At 43.4% G+C, this 18,774-nt stretch carries 17 protein-coding genes and 1 riboswitch; of the genes, 14 read left to right on the top strand and 3 right to left on the bottom strand.

Annotated features, from left to right (window positions below):
* Positions 1-119 precede the first annotated feature (119 nt).
* The 3 genes from dapB to asd form a co-directional block, all read right to left on the bottom strand.
* The gene (dapB, locus tag KQH97_RS02020; RefSeq protein WP_041337303.1) at positions 120-878 is read right to left on the bottom strand and encodes a 4-hydroxy-tetrahydrodipicolinate reductase; all 759 of its coding nucleotides are present in this window, start codon (positions 876-878) and stop codon (positions 120-122) included.
* Between the two features lie 151 nt (positions 879-1,029).
* Positions 1,030-1,920: a 4-hydroxy-tetrahydrodipicolinate synthase gene (gene dapA / locus KQH97_RS02015; protein ID WP_046441406.1), complete on the bottom strand. Its 891-nt coding sequence runs from the start codon at positions 1,918-1,920 to the stop codon at positions 1,030-1,032.
* Positions 1,921-1,956: 36 nt separating this feature from the next.
* Positions 1,957-3,039 (bottom strand): aspartate-semialdehyde dehydrogenase, encoded by a 1,083-nt coding sequence (gene asd / locus KQH97_RS02010; RefSeq protein WP_022286925.1) that lies wholly within the window; start codon positions 3,037-3,039, stop codon positions 1,957-1,959.
* Between the two features lie 173 nt (positions 3,040-3,212).
* A riboswitch (Lysine riboswitch) is annotated at positions 3,213-3,401 on the bottom strand.
* A 219-nt stretch (positions 3,402-3,620) separates the two neighbouring features.
* On the opposite strand from asd, the gene queA reads away from it, so the two are divergent.
* From queA to pheT, 14 genes are all read left to right on the top strand, one after another.
* Positions 3,621-4,673: a tRNA preQ1(34) S-adenosylmethionine ribosyltransferase-isomerase QueA gene (queA, locus tag KQH97_RS02005; RefSeq protein ID WP_022286924.1), complete on the top strand. Its 1,053-nt coding sequence runs from the start codon at positions 3,621-3,623 to the stop codon at positions 4,671-4,673.
* Positions 4,674-4,741: 68 nt separating this feature from the next.
* Positions 4,742-5,863, top strand: coding sequence for an acyltransferase family protein (locus KQH97_RS02000; RefSeq protein WP_216552403.1), 1,122 nt, complete (start codon positions 4,742-4,744; stop codon positions 5,861-5,863).
* A complete protein-coding gene (locus tag KQH97_RS01995; RefSeq protein ID WP_216552401.1) occupies positions 5,853-6,236 on the top strand; it encodes a PAS domain-containing protein in 384 nt (127 codons plus the stop codon). Before KQH97_RS02000 ends, KQH97_RS01995 begins: the two co-directional genes overlap by 11 nt.
* The gene (locus KQH97_RS01990; protein WP_216552399.1) at positions 6,236-7,330 is read left to right on the top strand and encodes a metallophosphoesterase family protein; all 1,095 of its coding nucleotides are present in this window, start codon (positions 6,236-6,238) and stop codon (positions 7,328-7,330) included. Before KQH97_RS01995 ends, KQH97_RS01990 begins: the two co-directional genes overlap by 1 nt.
* A gap of 13 nt (positions 7,331-7,343) precedes the next feature.
* The gene (gene tgt, locus KQH97_RS01985) at positions 7,344-8,486 is read left to right on the top strand and encodes a tRNA guanosine(34) transglycosylase Tgt (protein WP_216552398.1); all 1,143 of its coding nucleotides are present in this window, start codon (positions 7,344-7,346) and stop codon (positions 8,484-8,486) included.
* Positions 8,487-8,743: 257 nt separating this feature from the next.
* Positions 8,744-9,301 carry a manganese efflux pump MntP family protein gene (locus tag KQH97_RS01980; RefSeq protein ID WP_216552396.1) on the top strand — a complete coding sequence of 186 codons (558 nt, stop codon included), beginning with the start codon at positions 8,744-8,746 and terminating at the stop codon, positions 9,299-9,301.
* A 287-nt stretch (positions 9,302-9,588) separates the two neighbouring features.
* Positions 9,589-10,254, top strand: coding sequence for an HAD family hydrolase (locus tag KQH97_RS01975; protein ID WP_041337309.1), 666 nt, complete (start codon positions 9,589-9,591; stop codon positions 10,252-10,254).
* Positions 10,255-10,275: 21 nt separating this feature from the next.
* On the top strand, positions 10,276-11,943 hold the full coding sequence (locus KQH97_RS01970; protein WP_216552394.1) for an AMP-binding protein: 1,668 nt from the start codon (positions 10,276-10,278) through the stop codon (positions 11,941-11,943).
* A 300-nt stretch (positions 11,944-12,243) separates the two neighbouring features.
* Positions 12,244-13,296 carry a fibronectin type III domain-containing protein gene (locus tag KQH97_RS01965; protein ID WP_216552392.1) on the top strand — a complete coding sequence of 351 codons (1,053 nt, stop codon included), beginning with the start codon at positions 12,244-12,246 and terminating at the stop codon, positions 13,294-13,296.
* 46 nt (positions 13,297-13,342) lie between these two features.
* Positions 13,343-13,552, top strand: coding sequence for a hypothetical protein (locus KQH97_RS01960; RefSeq protein WP_216552390.1), 210 nt, complete (start codon positions 13,343-13,345; stop codon positions 13,550-13,552).
* 67 nt (positions 13,553-13,619) lie between these two features.
* Positions 13,620-14,264, top strand: a complete 645-nt coding sequence (locus KQH97_RS01955) for a hypothetical protein (protein ID WP_216552388.1) — start codon at positions 13,620-13,622, stop codon at positions 14,262-14,264.
* Positions 14,265-14,611: 347 nt separating this feature from the next.
* Positions 14,612-15,631, top strand: coding sequence for a phenylalanine--tRNA ligase subunit alpha (gene pheS / locus KQH97_RS01950; RefSeq protein WP_022288228.1), 1,020 nt, complete (start codon positions 14,612-14,614; stop codon positions 15,629-15,631).
* The gene (locus tag KQH97_RS01945) at positions 15,631-16,221 is read left to right on the top strand and encodes a hypothetical protein (RefSeq protein ID WP_216552386.1); all 591 of its coding nucleotides are present in this window, start codon (positions 15,631-15,633) and stop codon (positions 16,219-16,221) included. The genes pheS and KQH97_RS01945 overlap by 1 nt, the downstream gene beginning before the upstream one ends.
* Positions 16,222-16,243: 22 nt before the next feature.
* Positions 16,244-18,658, top strand: coding sequence for a phenylalanine--tRNA ligase subunit beta (gene pheT / locus KQH97_RS01940; RefSeq protein WP_216552384.1), 2,415 nt, complete (start codon positions 16,244-16,246; stop codon positions 18,656-18,658).
* Positions 18,659-18,774 lie beyond the last annotated feature (116 nt).

Here is an 18,774-nt window from a genome sequence, read left to right as displayed (position 1 = left end):
ATCACGCACGGCTATTTTTTTGTATGAAAAAAGGCTGCCGTATAAAACAGCAGCCTGAGAGTGTAAAAAATCTCCGAAAGAGCAGGACGTCAAGGACGCCCACTGTATCTGATATTTAATTAAAGTGAAGCAAGAAGATCGCTCATTGCGTAAAGTCCTGCCGGCTTTCCACAAAGGAAAACACCTGCATTCACTGCACCCACAGCGAAAACCTGCTTTGAATGAGCTTCGTGCTTGAGGGATATGACTTCATCTCTGCCTGCAAAGATTATCTCATGCTCGCCAACAATAGTGCCACCACGGACAGAGTGCATACCGATCTCGGTCTTTTCTCTCTTTGCTCTTACAGAATGACGATCGTAAACATAGTGATACTTGTTGTCAAGCTCCTCGTTTATTGCGTCTGCAAGCATGATAGCAGTGCCTGACGGAGCGTCTATCTTCTGGTTATGGTGCTTCTCGATTATCTCGATATCATACTGACCGCCAAGAACTTTTGCGGCAGTTTTTGCTAGATTTGCAAGAAGATTGATACCAAGGGTCATGTTGAATGTGAAGAAAACAGGTATCTGCTCGGAAGCCTTGTGTATCTTCGCTGTATCCTCTTCTGTATAGCCTGTGGTAGCTATTACAAGGGCAGTGCCGTTTGAAAGGCAATAGCTGAGAAGTCCGTCCAGTGCGGAAGGGTGTGAGAAGTCGATTATTACATCAGGCTTTTCAGGCAGGTCGGCAGGCTCTTTTACTACAGGGAAGTCTGCATAAGCCTCGCCGAATTTGTCGATACCTGCGCTTACTGTGCAGTCGTCACGCTCTGATATAACGTCATATATGAACCTGCCCATTTTTCCGCAAGCACCGCATATTGCGATCTTTGTCATTTATATCATTCCTTTTCTTTTTGATTTGTAGATAAACGTAAGTGATAATGTCAAAGACAGCGTTTGGGCTGTCGGGGACGCCAACCCTTACATTAGTACAATTTTATAACGGTAAACATAAAGGGCGAATTTCTCCGCCCTTTGTATTTTTTTACTTGATAAGTCCGAGAGCGTTCATTGACGCTTTCAGCTTTTCTATCTTATCATCGCTCATTCTTACAAGCGGCAGACGACACTCGCCGACCTCAAAGCCCATAAGGTTAAGAGCTTCCTTGACAGGGATAGGGTTTACGTCGCTGAAAAGTGCCTTTGCAAAACCAAGGGTCTTGAATACCTTTTCTCTTGCTTCCTCGTACTTTCCATCAAGGCAGAGCTGTGTGATCTCATGTGTTTCAAATGGCATACAGTTGGAAAGAACTGAGATAACACCCTTTCCGCCCAGAGCCATGATAGGAACTATCTGATCGTCGTTGCCTGAATAGATATCAAGGTCATCGCCGCAGAGAGCTGCCACCTGTGTTATCTGGCTGATGTTTCCGCTTGCTGCCTTGATAGCAACGATATTGTCTATCTTTGCAAGCTCACGGCAGGTCTCAGGAAGAATGTTCACACCTGTTCTTGACGGTACGTTGTAAAGAATGATAGGCAGTGTAACAGCCTTTGCGATAGCGGAGAAGTGTGCGATAAGTCCTGCCTGTGAAGTCTTATTATAATAAGGTGTAACACAAAGCAGAGCGTCAGCACCAAGCTCCTCAGCCTTCTTAGAAAGGTTTACGGCATACTCTGTATGGTTTGAGCCTGTGCCTGCGATAACAGGAATTCTGTGATTTGTCTTTTCAACAGCATAGCGGATACACTCGATATGCTCCTCGTCTGTCATGGTAGCACTTTCGCCTGTTGTTCCGCAGATTATGATAGCGTCTGTACCGTTGTCGATGTTGAAATCGATAAGCTCGCCCAGCTTGTCAAAGTTGATAGAGCCGTCAGCGTTCATAGGTGTAACGATAGCAACGCCTGCACCTGTGAAAATAGTCTTTTTCATAAACAGCACTCCTTTCGTGCGTATATATGTGTTATATTAGTCAAAATAGCCCTTTGCTGCAAGAAGCTCAGCCAGCAGAACTGCTCCGCCTGCTGCACCTCTCAGTGTATTGTGTGAAAGGCAAACGAACTTATAGTCATACTGTGAATCTTCTCTCAGTCTGCCTATAGAAACTGCCATGCCGCCCTCAAGGTTTCTGTCGAGCTTAGCCTGTGGACGATCGTCCTCTGTGAAGTAGTTAAGGAACTGCTTTGGAGCGCTTGGAAGCTGAAGCTCCTGTGGAACACCGCTGAAATCTTTCCAAGCCTGAAGGATCTCTTCCTTAGAAGGTTTATTCTCAAATGATACGAAAACTGCTGCTGTGTGACCGTCGGAAACAGGAACTCTCAGGCACTGTGTTGTGATAGCTGGAGCTGTTGCGTCAACGATAACGTCGCCCTCGATATGACCCCAGATCTTAAGAGGCTCTTTCTCAGACTTTTCTTCCTCCCCGCCGATATAAGGGATAACGTTGTCAAGGATCTCAGGGAAGCTTTCAAATGTCTTGCCTGCGCCTGAAATTGCCTGATATGTGCAGGCAAGAGCCTTTGTTACCTTATACTTATCCATAAGAGGAGCAAGAGCAGGAACGTAAGACTGGAGTGAGCAGTTAGACTTAACTGCGATAAATCCTCTCTTTGTGCCAAGTCTTTTTCTCTGTGAAGCGATTATCTCGATATGCTCAGGGTTTACCTCAGGAATGACCATTGGAACATCAGGAGTATGTCTGTGTGCGGAGTTGTTTGATACAACAGGGCATTCAGCCTTTGCATACTTTTCTTCAAGGGCTCTTATCTCGTCTTTCTTCATATCAACTGCGCAGAATACGAAATCTACCATTGAAGCGATCTTCTCAACGTCCTCCTCGGCGTTCAGAACTGTAAGCTCACCGATAGCTTCCGGCAGAGGCTCTGAAAGCTTCCACTTGCCTGCAACTGCGTCCTTGAGCTTTTTGCCTGCCGAACGTGGTGAAGCGGCAACGCATACTACATTGAACCATGGGTGTTTGTCAAGAAGCAGAGAAAATCTCTGACCTACCATTCCTGTTGCACCGATGATACCGACATTGTACTTTTTCATATTAAAACTCCTTTTCCTGTGCCATGGTAACAATTTTCTTTGGCGTTATACACTAAAATATGCCGCTGTTCAAATGTTATTTTGCACAAAACATAAAAAATAAACAAATAATAAAAAAACTGGTTGAAAACCAGTTCATCATACAATATAATAAGAATGTTGACATAAAAATTTATGCCGATAGCACTCCACCATTTGTAATGATGACAACTGATAGTCTATTAAACTAACAGTCAGCAGGAGTGTTCCCGATACTCCGCTTCGGCAGTTTTACCTTTCTCATTTACCATAGGCGTTGGGACGCTGTTGTGTGGGGTCACACGAAAAATGATACTCATTTCAACTGCACCTCTATCTGTTCTGTTTAATGATAACAAATATTTAGCGTTCTGTCAATACATATAGATAAAAATATTTTAATTTTCTGTAAATTAATAAGTTTATATGAAATTAAATGGCTTTAAAGAATGTTGACAGTTGTTGGAATAAGGACTTTGAGAATGGTGAGAGTGGGACGTAGAGGACGCTGTTCCATACATTATTATAATTATTATATTTTAAATAAATAGGAGATATTTAAAATGCTTGATATCAACAATATGAAAAGATCGGATTTTTATTATGACCTGCCTCAGGAGCTTATTGCACAGACCCCTGTCGAGCCTAGAAATGCTTCGAGAATGATGAAGATAAACAGGCAGACAGGAGAGGTGGTACACGACCATTTCTATAATCTATGCAATTATCTCAAAAAAGGTGACTTGCTTGTGCTTAACGACTCAAAAGTGCTTCCTGCGAGGATATACGGCGAGCGTGAGGACACAGGCTCGTTCATTGAGTTTTTGCTTGTGGAGCAGAAAGAGAACATGGTTTGGGAGATCCTTTGCAGACCTGGCAAAAAAGCCAAGATCGGCACAAGATTTGTTTTCGGCGGCGGAAAGCTGAAGGCGGAGATAATTGATGTGTTGGAGGACGGAAACCGTATCGCACGATTTGAGTGCGAGGAGAATTTCTTTGCCACACTTGACGAGATAGGTCAGATGCCTTTGCCGCCTTATATTACTGAAAAGCTGAAGGACAAGGACAGATACCAGACGGTTTATGCTCATGAGCTTGGCTCGTCTGCTGCGCCGACTGCCGGTCTGCATTTCACTGAACAACAACTTGAGGACTTAAAGGCAATGGGTGTGAACATTGCGTATGTTACTCTGCACGTTGGTCTTGGCACTTTCAGACCTGTTAAGGAGGACAAGGTCCTTGACCATAAAATGCACAGGGAACACTATGAGCTTAGCCGTGAAACTGCAGACATGATAAACGAAACGAAGAAAAATGGCGGACGTGTTATTGCGGTGGGTACTACTTCATGCAGGACGCTGGAGAGCGTTGCGGCATTCAATGACGGAAAGATAGTTCCATGTGACGGTTACACGGAGATATTTATTTATCCTGGCTTTGAGTTCAAGGTGCTTGACGGACTTGTTACTAATTTCCACCTGCCTGAAAGCACGCTTATAATGCTTGTTTCTGCATTTATGGGATACGAGAACACTATGAACGCTTATAAGATAGCTGTGGAGGAGAAATACAGATTTTTCAGCTTTGGTGATTGTATGCTCATAATATCTGAGTGAGGAATTAAGGTATCGCCTGCGGCGATGATATCTCATTTCAAACTTTGTTTTACGGAGGTTTTTTCTATATGAATGACGTTAGGTCAGGGGAGAAGAAACGACTGTATTTATATGACAATCTGAAATTTCTGCTTATAGTGCTTGTGGTCTTGGGGCATTTGATAGACGACAGCACTGTCAAGCTTTTTGGTGACGGTGGCGGTGAAACAGGTGTACCGCAGGCAAAGGTTTTCAGCGGCGCATTTCTGTTTTTGTATGCTTTTCATATGCCGTTGTTTATATTCATATCAGGACTTTTCAACAGGGGGCATGATGACGGCAGGAAAGTGCTTGGAAAGACGCTTGGATTTGTTGTTATCGGAATGTTAATGAAATGCCTGAATTATTGGTCGCAGGTAAGATTTCAGACGGACTTTGACAAGGAAAACAGTGATGGCGAGATTTTCTTTGACCTTTTAGGCGGCGACGGTGTATATTGGTATATGTTCGCAATGGCGGCATTTATGGTGCTTTGCTATCTGTTAAGAAACAGCAGACCTTGGGCGGTGCTTACGGCGGCTATGGTGACGGCACTTGCGGCAGGGTATGACCCTAGCGTGGGCGATGAATATGAGCTATCCAGGATAGTGGTGTTTTTCCCGTTTTACTACTGCGGATATGTGCTTGACCCTGAAAAGGTGGCTGATTTTGTGAAGAAGTGGTATGTAAGGGTGCTGTCTTTGGGAGTGATAGGCATTTGGACTTATTTCTGCTTTGGAAAAACAAAGCTTGTTTATCCGCTGAGAATGCTTCTTACTGGAAGAAGCTCTTATTTTTCCATATCTGAAGCAACGGACATGGATTGCACTTTTTTGAGCAGGCTTCTTGTTATGGGTATCTCGGCACTGCTTTGTTTGGCGGTGCTTGGTATTGGGCTTGATGTGAAGATTCCACTGATAACAAAGTGCGGTTCTAGGACTTTGCAGGTGTACTTCTGGCACAGGACTATTGTTTATATGCTCACATACTATGGTTATCAGGCATATCTTGCAAAGGCTTTTTCTGAACGTTGGGAGTTTTATTTGGCACTTACAGCGATACCTATTGTATTGGTGCTTTGCATAAAAATATTTGGTGTGCCTCTGGATATGGTGCTTAAAGGAATAAGGGGCAGGAATGATATCATAAAGGAGAACGGAAATGGAAAATAACTTTTTTAAGAGCGTTATTGACGCAGACGATGCACCTGTGGTTATTTGCGACCTTGAGCATACGATAGTATATATGAATCCGACAGCGGTCAAAAGATATGAAAAGCGCGGAGGAGCGGCTCTTGTGGGCAAGTCGATAAAGGGCTGTCACAATGAGGATTCTAATGCTAAGATAGAACAGGTCATTGCATGGTTCAAAAAGGACAAGGGCAACAACAAGGTGTATACTTTCCGCAACGAAAAGGAAAATAAGGACGTTTACATGATAGCTCTCAGAAATGATGAGGGAGAGCTTATTGGATATTATGAAAAGCATGAGTACAGAACAAGAGAAAGTATGTCTATGTACGATCTTAGAAATGGTGAGAATTAATGGATAAGATCATTGATCTTTCGCTGCCTGAAAAATGCAGGATTCTTGCTGTCAGCGATATCCATACCCATTGGCAGCTTTTTGATAGACTGCTGAAAAAGGCAAAATATGACCCGCAAAATGACTATCTTGTGATAGTCGGCGACATACTTGAACATGGCAGTGACAATATAAAGACCCTTGAATATGTCAAGGCTCTTTGCGATAAAAGTGACAAGGCAATATTATTAATGGGCAATAATGACATAATGTGTTCAAGAATGGCTTATCACTATGAGTTCAAGCGGTTCCAGCAGCAGTTTTACCGCAATGAGCATAACACGTTCAGGCAAATGGCTAATACGCTGGGATATGTTGACTGCTGGGAGGGCAACTGGCTTGAGATAAGAGAAAAGGTTGTAGAGAAGTATGGCGAGCTGTTATCTTTTATAAGAGAGCTTCCAACGTGCCTTGAAACAGAGGAATATGTTTTTGTTCATGGAGGGCTTGAAAACCGTCCTGATTGGAGAAATACAGATGATATTTATGCTATAACTGTTCCGTGGTTTTTACGGAAAGAAAATCCAACAGGAAAGCAGCTTGTATTCGGGCATTATCCCACATACAATTATAAGCGTTCAAATGTGACTAATCTTCCGATAATCGACAGCAAAAAGAAAATGATATGTATTGACGGCGGAATGACTATCAAGAAGGCTTGTCAGATGAATTTGTTTATCATTGATAAGTGCGGCGAGAATTATTCTCATAGAATAATTTGGGATACAGATGTGCCAAAGAAAACTGTCTTAAAGGATTTTTCATGTGACATGAAACCTGTTTATATTGATTGGGAAAAGCAGAATTTAACGATAATTGAGAAAAATGGATATATGACAAAGGTCAGAGATGAGTATTCAGGGGGCGAGGGTCTTATTCCTGACCGTGAAATATATTTTTTTGATGAAAAGCCTCATGTATATCAGTTTTTGTCATCGTTTCCTGCTGTCAGAAAAGGTGAGCGGGTATCGGTCTTTGACGAAGATGAAACAATGTCTTTGGTAATTACGGAAAATGCCACAGTCGGCTGGCTGCCGTCTGATATAATAGAATGATAAAGGAGAATTTATGTTTACATTACTTAAACAAGAGGGTGCTGCACGCAGGGGGCAGTTTGAAACTGTTCACGGAACTATTCAGACGCCTGTATTTATGAACGTGGGAACTTCGGCGGCGATAAAGGGCGGAGTTTCTTCCATTGATCTGAAAAATGAGCTTAAAACGCAGGTGGAGCTTTGCAATACCTATCATTTGCACGTCAGACCGGGCGATGACGTTATATACAAAATGGGCGGACTTCACAAGTTCATGAACTGGGACAAGCCTATTCTTACAGACAGTGGCGGATTTCAGGTATTTTCTTTGGCCAAGCTGCGTAAAATCAAAGAGGAGGGCGTGTACTTCAACTCTCACGTTGACGGTCGCAGAATTTTTATGGGTCCTGAGGAGAGTATGCAGATACAATCGCACCTTGCGTCTACTATCGCAATGGCATTTGACGAGTGTGTGGAAAACCCTGCTGAACATAGCTATTCAAAGGCAAGCTGTGATAGAACGGTAAGGTGGCTTGAGAGATGTGTCGCTGAGCAGAAAAGACTCAACGGACTTGAGGAGACCATAAACAAGCATCAGATGCTGTTCGGCATCAATCAGGGCTGTATTTATGAGGATCTGCGTATCGAGCATATGAAGCGCATAAGAGAAATGGAATACTGTTCGGGCTTTGCTATTGGCGGTCTGGCGGTGGGTGAGCCGACTGAGGTGATGTATAACATTATCGAAAAGGTCGAGCCTTTTATGCCAAAGGATAAGCCGAGATATCTTATGGGCGTTGGCACACCGACAAACATAATCGAAGCTGTTTACAGAGGCGTGGACTTCTTTGATTGCGTAATGCCAAGCAGAAATGCACGTCACGGAACGCTGTTCACATGGAACGGCATTATGCACATCACTAATAAAAGGTATGAAACTGACCCTAGACCTATTGACGAGCATTGCGATTGTCCTGCTTGCCGTAATCACAGCAGGGCGTATATTCGTCATCTGTTCAAGTCTGAGGAGCAGTTGGGCGGCAGGCTGGCAGTTATGCACAATCTGTATTTCTACAACACGCTCACGGAGAAGATAAGAGAGGCTCTTGACGAGGGCAGATTTGAGCAGTTCAGAAATCAATACAGCTCGCTTCTTGCTTCAAAGTGTGAGGATTAACAAAATATAACGGTATGACGCTGTTTTCGGAAAATGCAAAGATGTTATTTTGTATTTTACGAAGATGGCGTTTTTTTGTTGAGTGGAGGCTATTTTATTTGATGAAAGCATGGGTTTGTTGCTTCGATGGGCGAACGCTGTTCGCACATACAGAAAAGGTGTGGTAGCAGGCGTAAAAAGTGTGGGTGCAGATAAAAATATAAGGGAAGTCAAGATTGAATGTAAAGCTGTTTTTATAAATTATACAGGGGGATTATATGAGTATTTTTGAGCTTTTTCTTACTGCGTGTGGACTTTCTATGGACGCTTTTGCGGTATCGGTGACTAATGGGCTTTGTGTCAGAAAGGGGAGAGTCAGGGGAGCATTGATGTGCGGTATCATATTCGGGCTTTTTCAGGGGATAATGCCTGCGATCGGCTATGCGCTGGGCATGAATTTTGCGGAGTACATAGAGAGGTTCGACCACTGGATAGCTTTGATACTGCTTGGGTTCATAGGGTTGAACATGATATGCGGTTCGGGGGACGATGAGGTCCAGACAGGGGGCAGGCTCACTTTCGGGGCGGTGTTGGTGCAGGGATTTGCGACTTCGGTTGACGCTCTGGCTGTGGGCATAAGCTTTGCGGCACTTGGCGTGGGCATAGTCAGGTCGGCGGCGTTTATATGTGTTGTTACGGCGGCCTTATCGTTCTGTGGATTTATGCTTGGTAACAAATTCAGCGGAAAACTCAAAAGCAAGGCAAGGATAGTTGGGGGAGTTATTTTAATATGTATAGGGCTTAAAATATTCGCTGAACAGACTATATTTGTTTAAAACAACTTTCTTATTCACATAAATATGTATCGCATAGATATCTTTGTGAATTTTAATTTAACAATTACAGGTGTGTATGTTCATAAACAAGCCACAATATCAGTGTATAATAAATCTCGTGATTTTTAGACAAGTGTATAAATTTGCGATTGATGTACAAACTTATGATAAGTGTACAAAGTTATGATATGTGTATAAACTTGCGATAAGTGTAAAAAATAGTGCATGGTGACCGACAAGTTTATGGAAAGTCGGAGGGAGGAAAGGCTTTTTTTATAGCTGGTTTTATGAAAAAGCTATTTATTTTTGATCTGGACGGAACGCTTGTAAATTCTATTTATGATCTTGGGGACGCCATGAACGCGGTACTTGAGAGATATGGGTTTCCTGTGTTTGATTATGATACCTACAAGCATTTAGTGGGAAATGGTACTTTGAAGCTTGTTGAGCGGGCTTTGCCTGAGAAGCTGAGAAGCGAGGAGAACATCAAAAAGTATCATGCTGAGTTCTCTGAGGAATACAACAAGAGATGTGTGAACAAGACCAAGCCTTATGAGCATATCTGCGAGGTTCTTGACACGCTTCGCAATGAGGGCATTATGACGGCGGTGGCTTCAAACAAGCCTGACGGCTTTGTGAACTACATTGTAAAGAATATTTTCGGTGAGAAAGATTTTGACCTGATCGAGGGCAAAAAGGACGGTGTTCCGACAAAGCCTGCGCCTGAGATAATATACAATATTCTTGGCACGCTTGGGGTCAAGGCTGAGGAAGCTGTGCTTATCGGAGATTCTGATGTGGACGTTATGACGGCAAAAAATGCGGGTCTTGACTGCATTGGCTGTGAATGGGGCTTCAGGGGCAGAGAAGAACTTGAAAATGCAGGTGCGAAGTATATTGCGGAAGTTCCGCAGGACATAGTGAGCATTTGTCATGAGATAAACAGGATATAATTAAAACGGAGGATTTCATATATGAGTTTTGTAATGGCTGATTTTTACAAGAGGTTTGTTGATGAGGAGCTTGACAGCGAGGGCAGACTTAAAAGCTTTAAGCTTGACCTGCCTGAGAACTTCAATTTTTCATATGACGTTATAGACGAGCTGGCTAAGAACGTGCCTGATAAGGTGGCTATGCAGTGGGTCAACGAGGATGGTGAGGAGCATATCTTCACTTACAAGGATCTTTCTGAAAAGAGCAGTCAGGTGGCTAACATGATGCTGGCACACGGAGTTAAGAAGGGCGATTTTGTTATGGCTGTTCTTAAGCGTCATTATGAGTTCTGGTTCCTTGCTTACGGTCTTATGAAGATAGGCGCTATCCTTGTGCCTGCAACTTGTCAGCTTAAGAAAAAAGACTATGTTTACCGCTTTGACGCTGCGTCCATATCTTATATCGTGGCAACTGCGGAGGACGATGTTCCTAATCAGGTGGATTCAGCTCTTGAACAGTACAGCGGCATGAAGGAGAAGTTCATCACTCACGGTGCTAAAGAGGGTTGGATAGATTTTCTCAGCGAAATGGACAAGTATCCAAAGACTTTTGAGAGGATCGAAACACACGTTACTGAGTCAATGCTCATGTATTTCAGCTCCGGTACTACCGGTTATCCTAAAATGGTACTGCACAAGTATTCACTGGCTGCGGCACACATTATCACTGCTAAGCACTGGCACCACCTTGACGAGAACTCACTGCACCTTACTGTTTCTGAGACAGGCTGGGCAAAGTGTGCATGGGGCAAGATGTTTGGTCAGTTTATCTGCGGTGCAACGACTTTTGTATATGACTTCGACAGATTTATTCCTGCAAACGTACTGAAAGTAATTCAGGATTACAAGCTGACTTCTTTCTGCGCACCTCCGACAATGTACAGATTTTTCATCAAGGAGGGCCTTGAAAACTATGACCTTTCTTCACTGAAATATAGCTGTATCGCCGGTGAGGCTCTTAACCCTGAGGTATTCAACAAGTGGTATGAGTACACAGGTCTTAAGCTTATGGAGGGCTTCGGTCAGACAGAGGGCGCTGTGCTTGTGGGCAATCTTTACGGCATGGAGCCAAAGCCGGGTTCGATGGGCAAGCCTACACCCCTTTACAATATCGGTATAGTTGACAACGAGGGCAAGCCTGTTAAGGTAGGCGAGACAGGCGAGATCGTTGTTTACGCTAAGAGGGGCGAAAACCCTGCGCTGTTCAAGGAGTATTACAGAAACCCTGAGGCAACGGACAACGCTTGGAGATTTGGTATGTACCACACAGGCGACACGGCTTACATGGACGATGACGGCTACTACTGGTATGTTGGAAGAACGGACGACCTTATCAAGGCTTCGGGTTATCGTATAGGACCTTTCGAGATAGAGAGTATCCTTATGGAACACCCTTCTGTACTGGAGTGTGCTATCACGGCGGCTGATGACGCTATCAGAGGCAAGGTAGTAAAGGCTACTATCGTGCTTGCAAAGGGCTACACTGCTTCTCCTGAGCTTGCCAAGGAGCTTCAGAACTATGTTAAGCAATCAACTGCGCCTTACAAGTATCCTAGAATAGTTGAGTTCGTGGACGAGCTGCCTAAGACTATCAGCGGTAAGATACGCCGTGTTGAGATAAGAGAGAATGACAGCAAGAAGAATAGCTGATTTTAAGACTTAGATATGGTGATATGTGGGACGTCGCATTTCTGTGAAACAGGAATTGCGCTGTTTCCTACATCTAGGTGATGTAAAAAAAAATAGCACAGCTCTTTTTAATGAGGGCTGTGCTTTTTTATTGGGTAAAGATGTGGCATATGGTTTGTTGCTTCGACGGGCGAACAGTGTTCGCCCCTACGAAATGTTATATTTTTTTGTAAAAGTATTGACAAATATTTGGCTTTATGGTATTATATAATATTACCATGACATATGGGAAATTATAGAGAATCGGGAGAGGTGCTTTTTATGAAGAATGGTATGAAGAAAACGGCGGCTGTTGTTATGGCGGCAATGCTTATGGGCACGGGGGCTGTTGTACCTGCGGCGGAGAATATGGGGATATTCTCACAGACGGCTATCGTTGCGGAAGCGGCGAGTGTTGGCAAGGTAACGGGGCTTAAATCTAAGACGCTTTCAAACAGTGAGATACAGCTTAAATGGAGCAAGGTAAAGGGTGTGAGCGGTTACACTGTTTATATGCGAAAAAACGGCAAGTACAACAAGCTTGGGGATTGCAAGGGTACGAGCTACACAGTTAAGAAGCTGCCTAATGCAACGAGAGAGAATTTTAAAGTAAGGGCATTCAAGACTGTAAAGGGCAAGAAAGTTTACGGAGAATATTCCGCAAACTGGAACACGGCGACCAATCCGCGGGCTTGCAAGGGGCTAAAGGTAAGCAGTGTTGGCACTGACAGCGTTAAGCTTTCTTGGACGAAGATAGGCTGTACAAATTACCGCATTTATCAGAACATAAAAGGCAAATGGAAAGAGATAGACAAGACCACAGGGACAAGCTACACTGTGAAGAAGCTTGCGCCTGCGACAAAGTATCAGTTCAAGATAAGGGCTTGCAAGCAGGACGACAAAAAGACAAGCAATAATCACTATGGCAAGTATTCGGGGGTCGTGATGGCGACAACTAAGAAGAGTGATAAGATAACACAGGCTGATATTGATGCTATGAAGGCAGAACTCACAGCGTATTCAAGAGAAAAGGCGGAGTATATCAAGGCACATTATACAGAGTTTTGGAAATATGGAACAGATTTCAATACACTCGAAGAATTTTTTGAATTAAAAGAAGAAAGTGTAACTCCCGAAACTGCAAGTTATGATGCAGTATATACAGTACCATATACGCAAAGTAGTCTTTCTGACACAATAGAGGTTTATAAGAGCGAGTTGGACTATCTGTACAATAAATATGGCAACACTTATTATGTGGTGTATATTCAGAATTGCCCAAACGGTCATAATGTAAATCCTAATCCTTGTTGGGCTGTGTATCTGCTTTATTAATTTGGACACATATAGCACAATAGTAATGTGAAAGGAAGCCTAAATAATGAGAGACAAAACATATCACGAAATGTATGATTTATTGACACAATCTATGTCACTAAACCACAAAATGATAGATAAAATAGAAGAACTTAGAACTGAAAATGCTGTTTTATACAAGCAAATAGAGGAGTGCAGAGACACATTAAGAACGTTGATATCAAAAGATTTTGAAAGTTCAAATGATAATAAGAGACTTTTTTCATTCTGTTAGAAAGCAAAAACGCTATACAAAATCTGTACTTGCTATGGAAAAGTCAAAGAGTTGAGAGGTGAATGTTTTGCAGGCGGTTTATGAATATCCTCCGAAGCTGTCAAGGGCGGAGAGGCAGGTCAAGGCGGCACATGATATTGAAGAACACAGGAAAATGCAGAGGAATATGTATAAGAATATCCTGCTTGGGGTCGTTATCATCATAATTGGTGCGGTGTTTGCAAGTGCGGTCTTTGCAAAGGTTCTGCTTATACTGCTGGGGGCTTGCAATTGTTCTGTGGGCGGGCTTATGTACTGGTATTACTCGCTTTCACGGTACGCTGATGTTTACACGAGGATATATGAGGATCACATTGAACACTCTCAGCGCATGGGGCTTTCTAAAAGCTATCTGCACATATGCCTTTACTATGAGGAAGTAGAGAAGTCTTATCAGACAAACAAGGGCAGACTCGTTTGCGTGCTGAAAAATGTGGAGAAGTCAAGCTTTGTGGTAAAGGACAAAGAGGGCAGGGAGAAAGCTTTTGTGCCTGAGGACGGTATGATAGCTCTGAGCTTTCAGGACACTAAGGGCAAGCTTGTGCTTATCAATGACTTTTATGAGAAGATAGGTTATCCACACAAGGAATACAACAAGATAGAGGACGAGGAGGACGATTATTACTCTGAGGAGGATATGAAGTGGGACAGGCTTCATAAGCATGGGCTGTAGTTGTAAACTTTTTGTTAAGCCCTTGAAATGTGAGGCGGAATGTGATAACATATTATTGTATCAATACACTTAAAACACTATGACCGAGAGAGTAGTTTTGCTAAGGGTCTTCAGAGAGAAACTGCGGCGTGTGTGCGTTTTCTGAAAGCGGCTTTATATCCTGACAAAATGAAGTTCACTTGCGAGTGGTCATGCCGAATGAGAGATAGTCTTTAGTAAGCGTGAACGTCTGTCTGCGTTAAGGACGGAAGAGTGTTGGCTCTTTACTGATAGGTGGTATAAACAAGAATTTCAAAGTCTTGTCCTGTTTAGTCGGGGCAGGGCTTATTTTTATAGGAGGATAAGTAATGAAAGAACAGTTGAAAAGCATTGACGAGCGTGCGAAAGAAGAACTTTCACATATTGATGACGCCAAGCTGTTGGAAGATTTCAGAGTAAGATTTCTTGGCAAAAAGGGAGAGATAACTTCCATACTTAAGCAAATGGGCAAGCTTTCCGCAGAGGAAAGACCTGTTATCGGTCAGCTTGCAAACAAGGTAAGAGCTGATATTGAGAACGCTCTCAACAAGCGTAAGGAAGAGCTTAAAAGCAAAATGGAGCAGGTAAGGCTTACAGAGGAAGCTATAGACGTTACGCTTCCGGGCAAGAAAACAAGAATAGGCAGACCTCACCCTCTGAACGCTACTCTTGAAGAGGTAGAGGAAGTGTTCCTTGGTATGGGCTTTGATATTGTGGACGGTCCAGAGGTTGAAACAGACCATTATTGTTTTGAGGCACTGAATATGCCTAAATCTCACCCTGCAAGAGATACGCAGGATACATTCTACATCAATGAGAATGTTGTTCTTAGAACACAGACTTCTTCTGTTCAGATAAGAACAATGGAAAAGAGAAAGCCGCCTATCAGAATCATTTCACCTGGCAGAGTTTACCGTTCTGACACAGTGGACGCTACACATTCACCGCTGTTCCACCAGATAGAGGGTCTTGTTATTGACAAGGGCATCACTATGGCTGACCTTAAGGGTACGCTGGAGCTTCTTATGAAGCGTCTTTACGGCGAGGACACTCAGATAAGACTTCGTCCGCACCACTTCCCATACACAGAGCCTTCTGCTGAAGTTGACCTTATGTGCTTCAACTGCCATGGCAAGGGCTGTTCAATGTGCAAGCAGGAGGGCTGGGTAGAGCTTCTCGGCGCAGGTATGGTACACCCTAAGGTACTTGAGGGCTGTGGCATTGACCCTGAGGTTTACAGCGGATTTGCATTTGGTATCGGTCTTGAAAGAATAACAATGGGCAGATACAACATCAATGATATGCGTCTGCTTTATGAGAACGATATGAGATTTTTAGAGCAGTTCTAATGAATGATGTTATAATGCAGAGCAGGCTTTACAGAAAGCTTGTGCCGTCAAAGGCTAAGCTTGTAACGTCGGCGGCTCTCAGCACACTTATGGCGCTGATAGTAGGCGTTGGCGGTGGGTTATCGGTCATGCTTGTAAAAGAACAGCAGAGTGCATGGGATATGCTCGTGCTATGTGGGTTTCTGATGATTTTTCTGGGTATCCTGTTTTTTATCGGAATAAGAGGATTTAAAAGGCAGGTAAAACAATACAGAGGGAACCTTGCAAGGCTGGAGCAATTTGACGCTCAGGATATGCTGGCTTTGGAAAGCGAGATAGAGGGAAGCGAGTTCAAATACAAGACCTTTTATCTACTTGACAGATATATGTATGTGCCTAAGGCTAAACTGCTTATAAAATATACGGATATTAGAGAGTTCAAGACCATAGTTCACAGCACGAATGGTGTCAATGACAGCATGAAAGCTGAGATAACTGATAATTTCGGGATAAAATATACTGTGAACATAAAGCGGTGGAAGGATTTCTATATTTACAGACCGCTGTTTTTAAAGGACTTGGACGAGAAGATACAAAACTGCGGTAAATGATAAGATTACGGAGGAATAATAAATGGATTTGTCAATGAAATGGCTTGCAGACTATGTAGACTGCGATATGCCGATAAAGGATTTTGTTTCCGCTCTGACGCTTTCAGGCTCAAAGGTAGAGTGCTTTGAGCAGGAGGGCGAAGATATTTCTAACGTTGTTGTGGGCAAGGTAGTTTCTATGGAGCGTCACCCTGATTCTGACCATATGTTCATCACTCAGGTAGACGTGGGAGAGGACGAGCCTGTTCAGATAGTTACCGGCGCTCAGAACGTTCATGAGGGCGATTTTGTTCCTGTTGCAAAGCACAAGTCATCTGTTCTCCATGAGGGCAAGCAGGTGAAGATAACAAAGGGCAAGCTGAGAGGCGTTGCTTCTAATGGTATGCTTTGCTCTCTGGGCGAGCTTGGACTTTCTGTTCACGATTTCCCATATGCTATAGAGGACGGAATTTTCATTCTTGGCGATGACTGCGACAAGACAGTAGGCAAGGACATCCATGAGGCTATTGGATATAATGATACGACAGTTGAGTTCGAGATAACTTCAAACAGACCTGACTGCCTTTCTGTTATCGGCCTTGCAAGAGAAACTGCGGCTACTTTCGGCACTGAGCTGAAAGTCAAGAAACCTGAGTTCAAGGGCATTGATGGAGATATCAACGATATGCTCAAGGTAAAGATACACAACACTGATCTTTGCAAGAGATACATGGCCGGTATCGTTAAGAACGTAAAGATAGGTCCGTCACCTCGTTGGATGAGAGAAAGACTGAGAGGCTGCGGCGTTAGACCTATCAACAACTTTGTTGATATCACAAACTATGTTATGCTTGAATATGGCAGACCAATGCACGCTTTTGATCTGAGATATGTTAAGGACGCATCTATCAACATCAGAAACGCTAAGGCAGGAGAAACTATCACAACTCTTGACGGCGAGGTAAGAGAGCTTTCCGAAGAGATGTTGGTCATTGCTGACGCTGAAAAGCCTGTTGCAGTAGCAGGCGTTATGGGCGGCGAATACAGCGGAATCATGGACGACACAACTACTGTTGTATTTGAGTCAGCTTGCTTTGACGGTGCAAGCGTAAGAACTACAGCTAAGAAGCTTGGTATGAGAACTGACGCTTCTGCAAGATATGAAAAGGGTCTTGACCCACATGAGTGCTATGAGGCTCTTATGAGAGCTTTCCAGCTTGTTGAAGAGCTTGGTGCTGGTGAGGTCGTAAAGACTTATATTGATGAGAATTACGAGGACGAGACACCTAAGACGGTTGATTTTGACCCTGAGTGGATAAACAGATTCCTCGGTACTGAGATACCTGAGAGCGACATGGTTGAATATCTCACAAGGCTCGGCTTTGAGATAAAGGACGGCAAGGTAGTTTCGCCATGGTACAGAGTGGACATTGCCTGCAAGGCTGACGTGGCAGAGGAAGTTGCTAGACTTTACGGCTACAACAAGATTCCAAACACTATCGTTAGAGGTGTTGCTCAGGCTAAGCTCACCGAGGCGCAGAAGTTTGACAGACATATACAGAGATCTATGCTCGCTATGGGTCTTAACGAGATATCTACATTCTCATTCATTTCGCCTAAGTATTTTGACAAGATAAATCTTCCTGCTGACTCAAAACTGAGAAAGACAGTTGTTATCACAAACCCTCTTGGCGAGGACACTAGCGTTATGAGAACGACTATCATTCCGTCTGTATGTGAAGTGCTTGCAAGAAACTACAGCTACCGCAACCCTGAGTGCTATATCTTCGAGAGAGGAAACGAGTATATACCTGTTGAGGGAGAGGTGCTTCCTAACGAGCCTGAAAGACTAGGTTTTGGTTTCTATGACACTGAGACGAAGGCTGATTTCTATGACATCAAGGGCGTTGTTGAGGGTCTGCTCTCTAAGCTCGGCGCACAGAAAGTTGAATTTGAAAAGGCGACTGCTGAATGTAGCTTTGACGAGTTCTATGCTTTCCACCCGGGAAGAGTTGCTGTCGTTAAAGTAAATGGTGAGGAGATCGGCATTTTTGGCGAGCTTCACCCGAGAGTTCTGGAGAACTACGGCATTGACGCAAGAGCTTATGTGGGAAAGATAAATGTTCCTGAGCTTATGGCAAGCTGTGTTGCTCAGAAGACATACAAGCCGCTGCCTAAGTATCCTGCTACAACAAGAGATCTGTCTATCGTTTGTGATGACGATATCCCTGCGGCTCTTCTTGAAAAGACTATAAGCAAGGCTGTTGGCTCGATACTTGAAAAGGTAACGCTTTTTGACGTTTACAAGGGCGAGCAGATCGAAAAGGGCAAGAAGTCTGTTTCATACTCCATTTCAATGCGTTCACATGACGGCACGCTCACTGACGAGCAGGCTGATAAGGCTATGAAGAAAGTTCTTGAAGCTCTCAAGGCTATCGGTGCTGAACTCAGAATGTAAAAAATATAGTGCTTGATTTGTATAATGTGCATAAATTTTGCTTTTTGACTTGTTATTTTGAAACAAATGGAGTATAATAGTATCAGGCGTATTGCTGATATTAATACATTGCAGAG

Origin of the sequence: Ruminococcus sp. MSJ-25, from assembly GCF_018917825.1 — a bacterium.
Taxonomy (GTDB): Bacteria; Bacillota; Clostridia; order Oscillospirales; family Ruminococcaceae; genus Hominimerdicola; species Hominimerdicola aceti.
The sequence above is the reverse complement of the archived record's forward strand: the minus strand, read 5'-3'. Positions and strand labels throughout refer to the sequence as shown.

Coding starts and splice junctions, on each gene's coding strand:
- dapB (WP_041337303.1), bottom strand. CDS start 878: ATGACAAAGATCGCAATATGCGGTGCTTGCGGAAAAATGGGCAGGTTC.
- dapA (WP_046441406.1), bottom strand. CDS start 1,920: ATGAAAAAGACTATTTTCACAGGTGCAGGCGTTGCTATCGTTACACCT.
- asd (WP_022286925.1), bottom strand. CDS start 3,039: ATGAAAAAGTACAATGTCGGTATCATCGGTGCAACAGGAATGGTAGGT.
- queA (WP_022286924.1), top strand. CDS start 3,621: ATGCTTGATATCAACAATATGAAAAGATCGGATTTTTATTATGACCTG.
- KQH97_RS02000 (WP_216552403.1), top strand. CDS start 4,742: ATGAATGACGTTAGGTCAGGGGAGAAGAAACGACTGTATTTATATGAC.
- KQH97_RS01995 (WP_216552401.1), top strand. CDS start 5,853: ATGGAAAATAACTTTTTTAAGAGCGTTATTGACGCAGACGATGCACCT.
- KQH97_RS01990 (WP_216552399.1), top strand. CDS start 6,236: ATGGATAAGATCATTGATCTTTCGCTGCCTGAAAAATGCAGGATTCTT.
- tgt (WP_216552398.1), top strand. CDS start 7,344: ATGTTTACATTACTTAAACAAGAGGGTGCTGCACGCAGGGGGCAGTTT.
- KQH97_RS01980 (WP_216552396.1), top strand. CDS start 8,744: ATGAGTATTTTTGAGCTTTTTCTTACTGCGTGTGGACTTTCTATGGAC.
- KQH97_RS01975 (WP_041337309.1), top strand. CDS start 9,589: ATGAAAAAGCTATTTATTTTTGATCTGGACGGAACGCTTGTAAATTCT.
- KQH97_RS01970 (WP_216552394.1), top strand. CDS start 10,276: ATGAGTTTTGTAATGGCTGATTTTTACAAGAGGTTTGTTGATGAGGAG.
- KQH97_RS01965 (WP_216552392.1), top strand. CDS start 12,244: ATGAAGAATGGTATGAAGAAAACGGCGGCTGTTGTTATGGCGGCAATG.
- KQH97_RS01960 (WP_216552390.1), top strand. CDS start 13,343: ATGAGAGACAAAACATATCACGAAATGTATGATTTATTGACACAATCT.
- pheS (WP_022288228.1), top strand. CDS start 14,612: ATGAAAGAACAGTTGAAAAGCATTGACGAGCGTGCGAAAGAAGAACTT.
- KQH97_RS01945 (WP_216552386.1), top strand. CDS start 15,631: ATGAATGATGTTATAATGCAGAGCAGGCTTTACAGAAAGCTTGTGCCG.
- pheT (WP_216552384.1), top strand. CDS start 16,244: ATGGATTTGTCAATGAAATGGCTTGCAGACTATGTAGACTGCGATATG.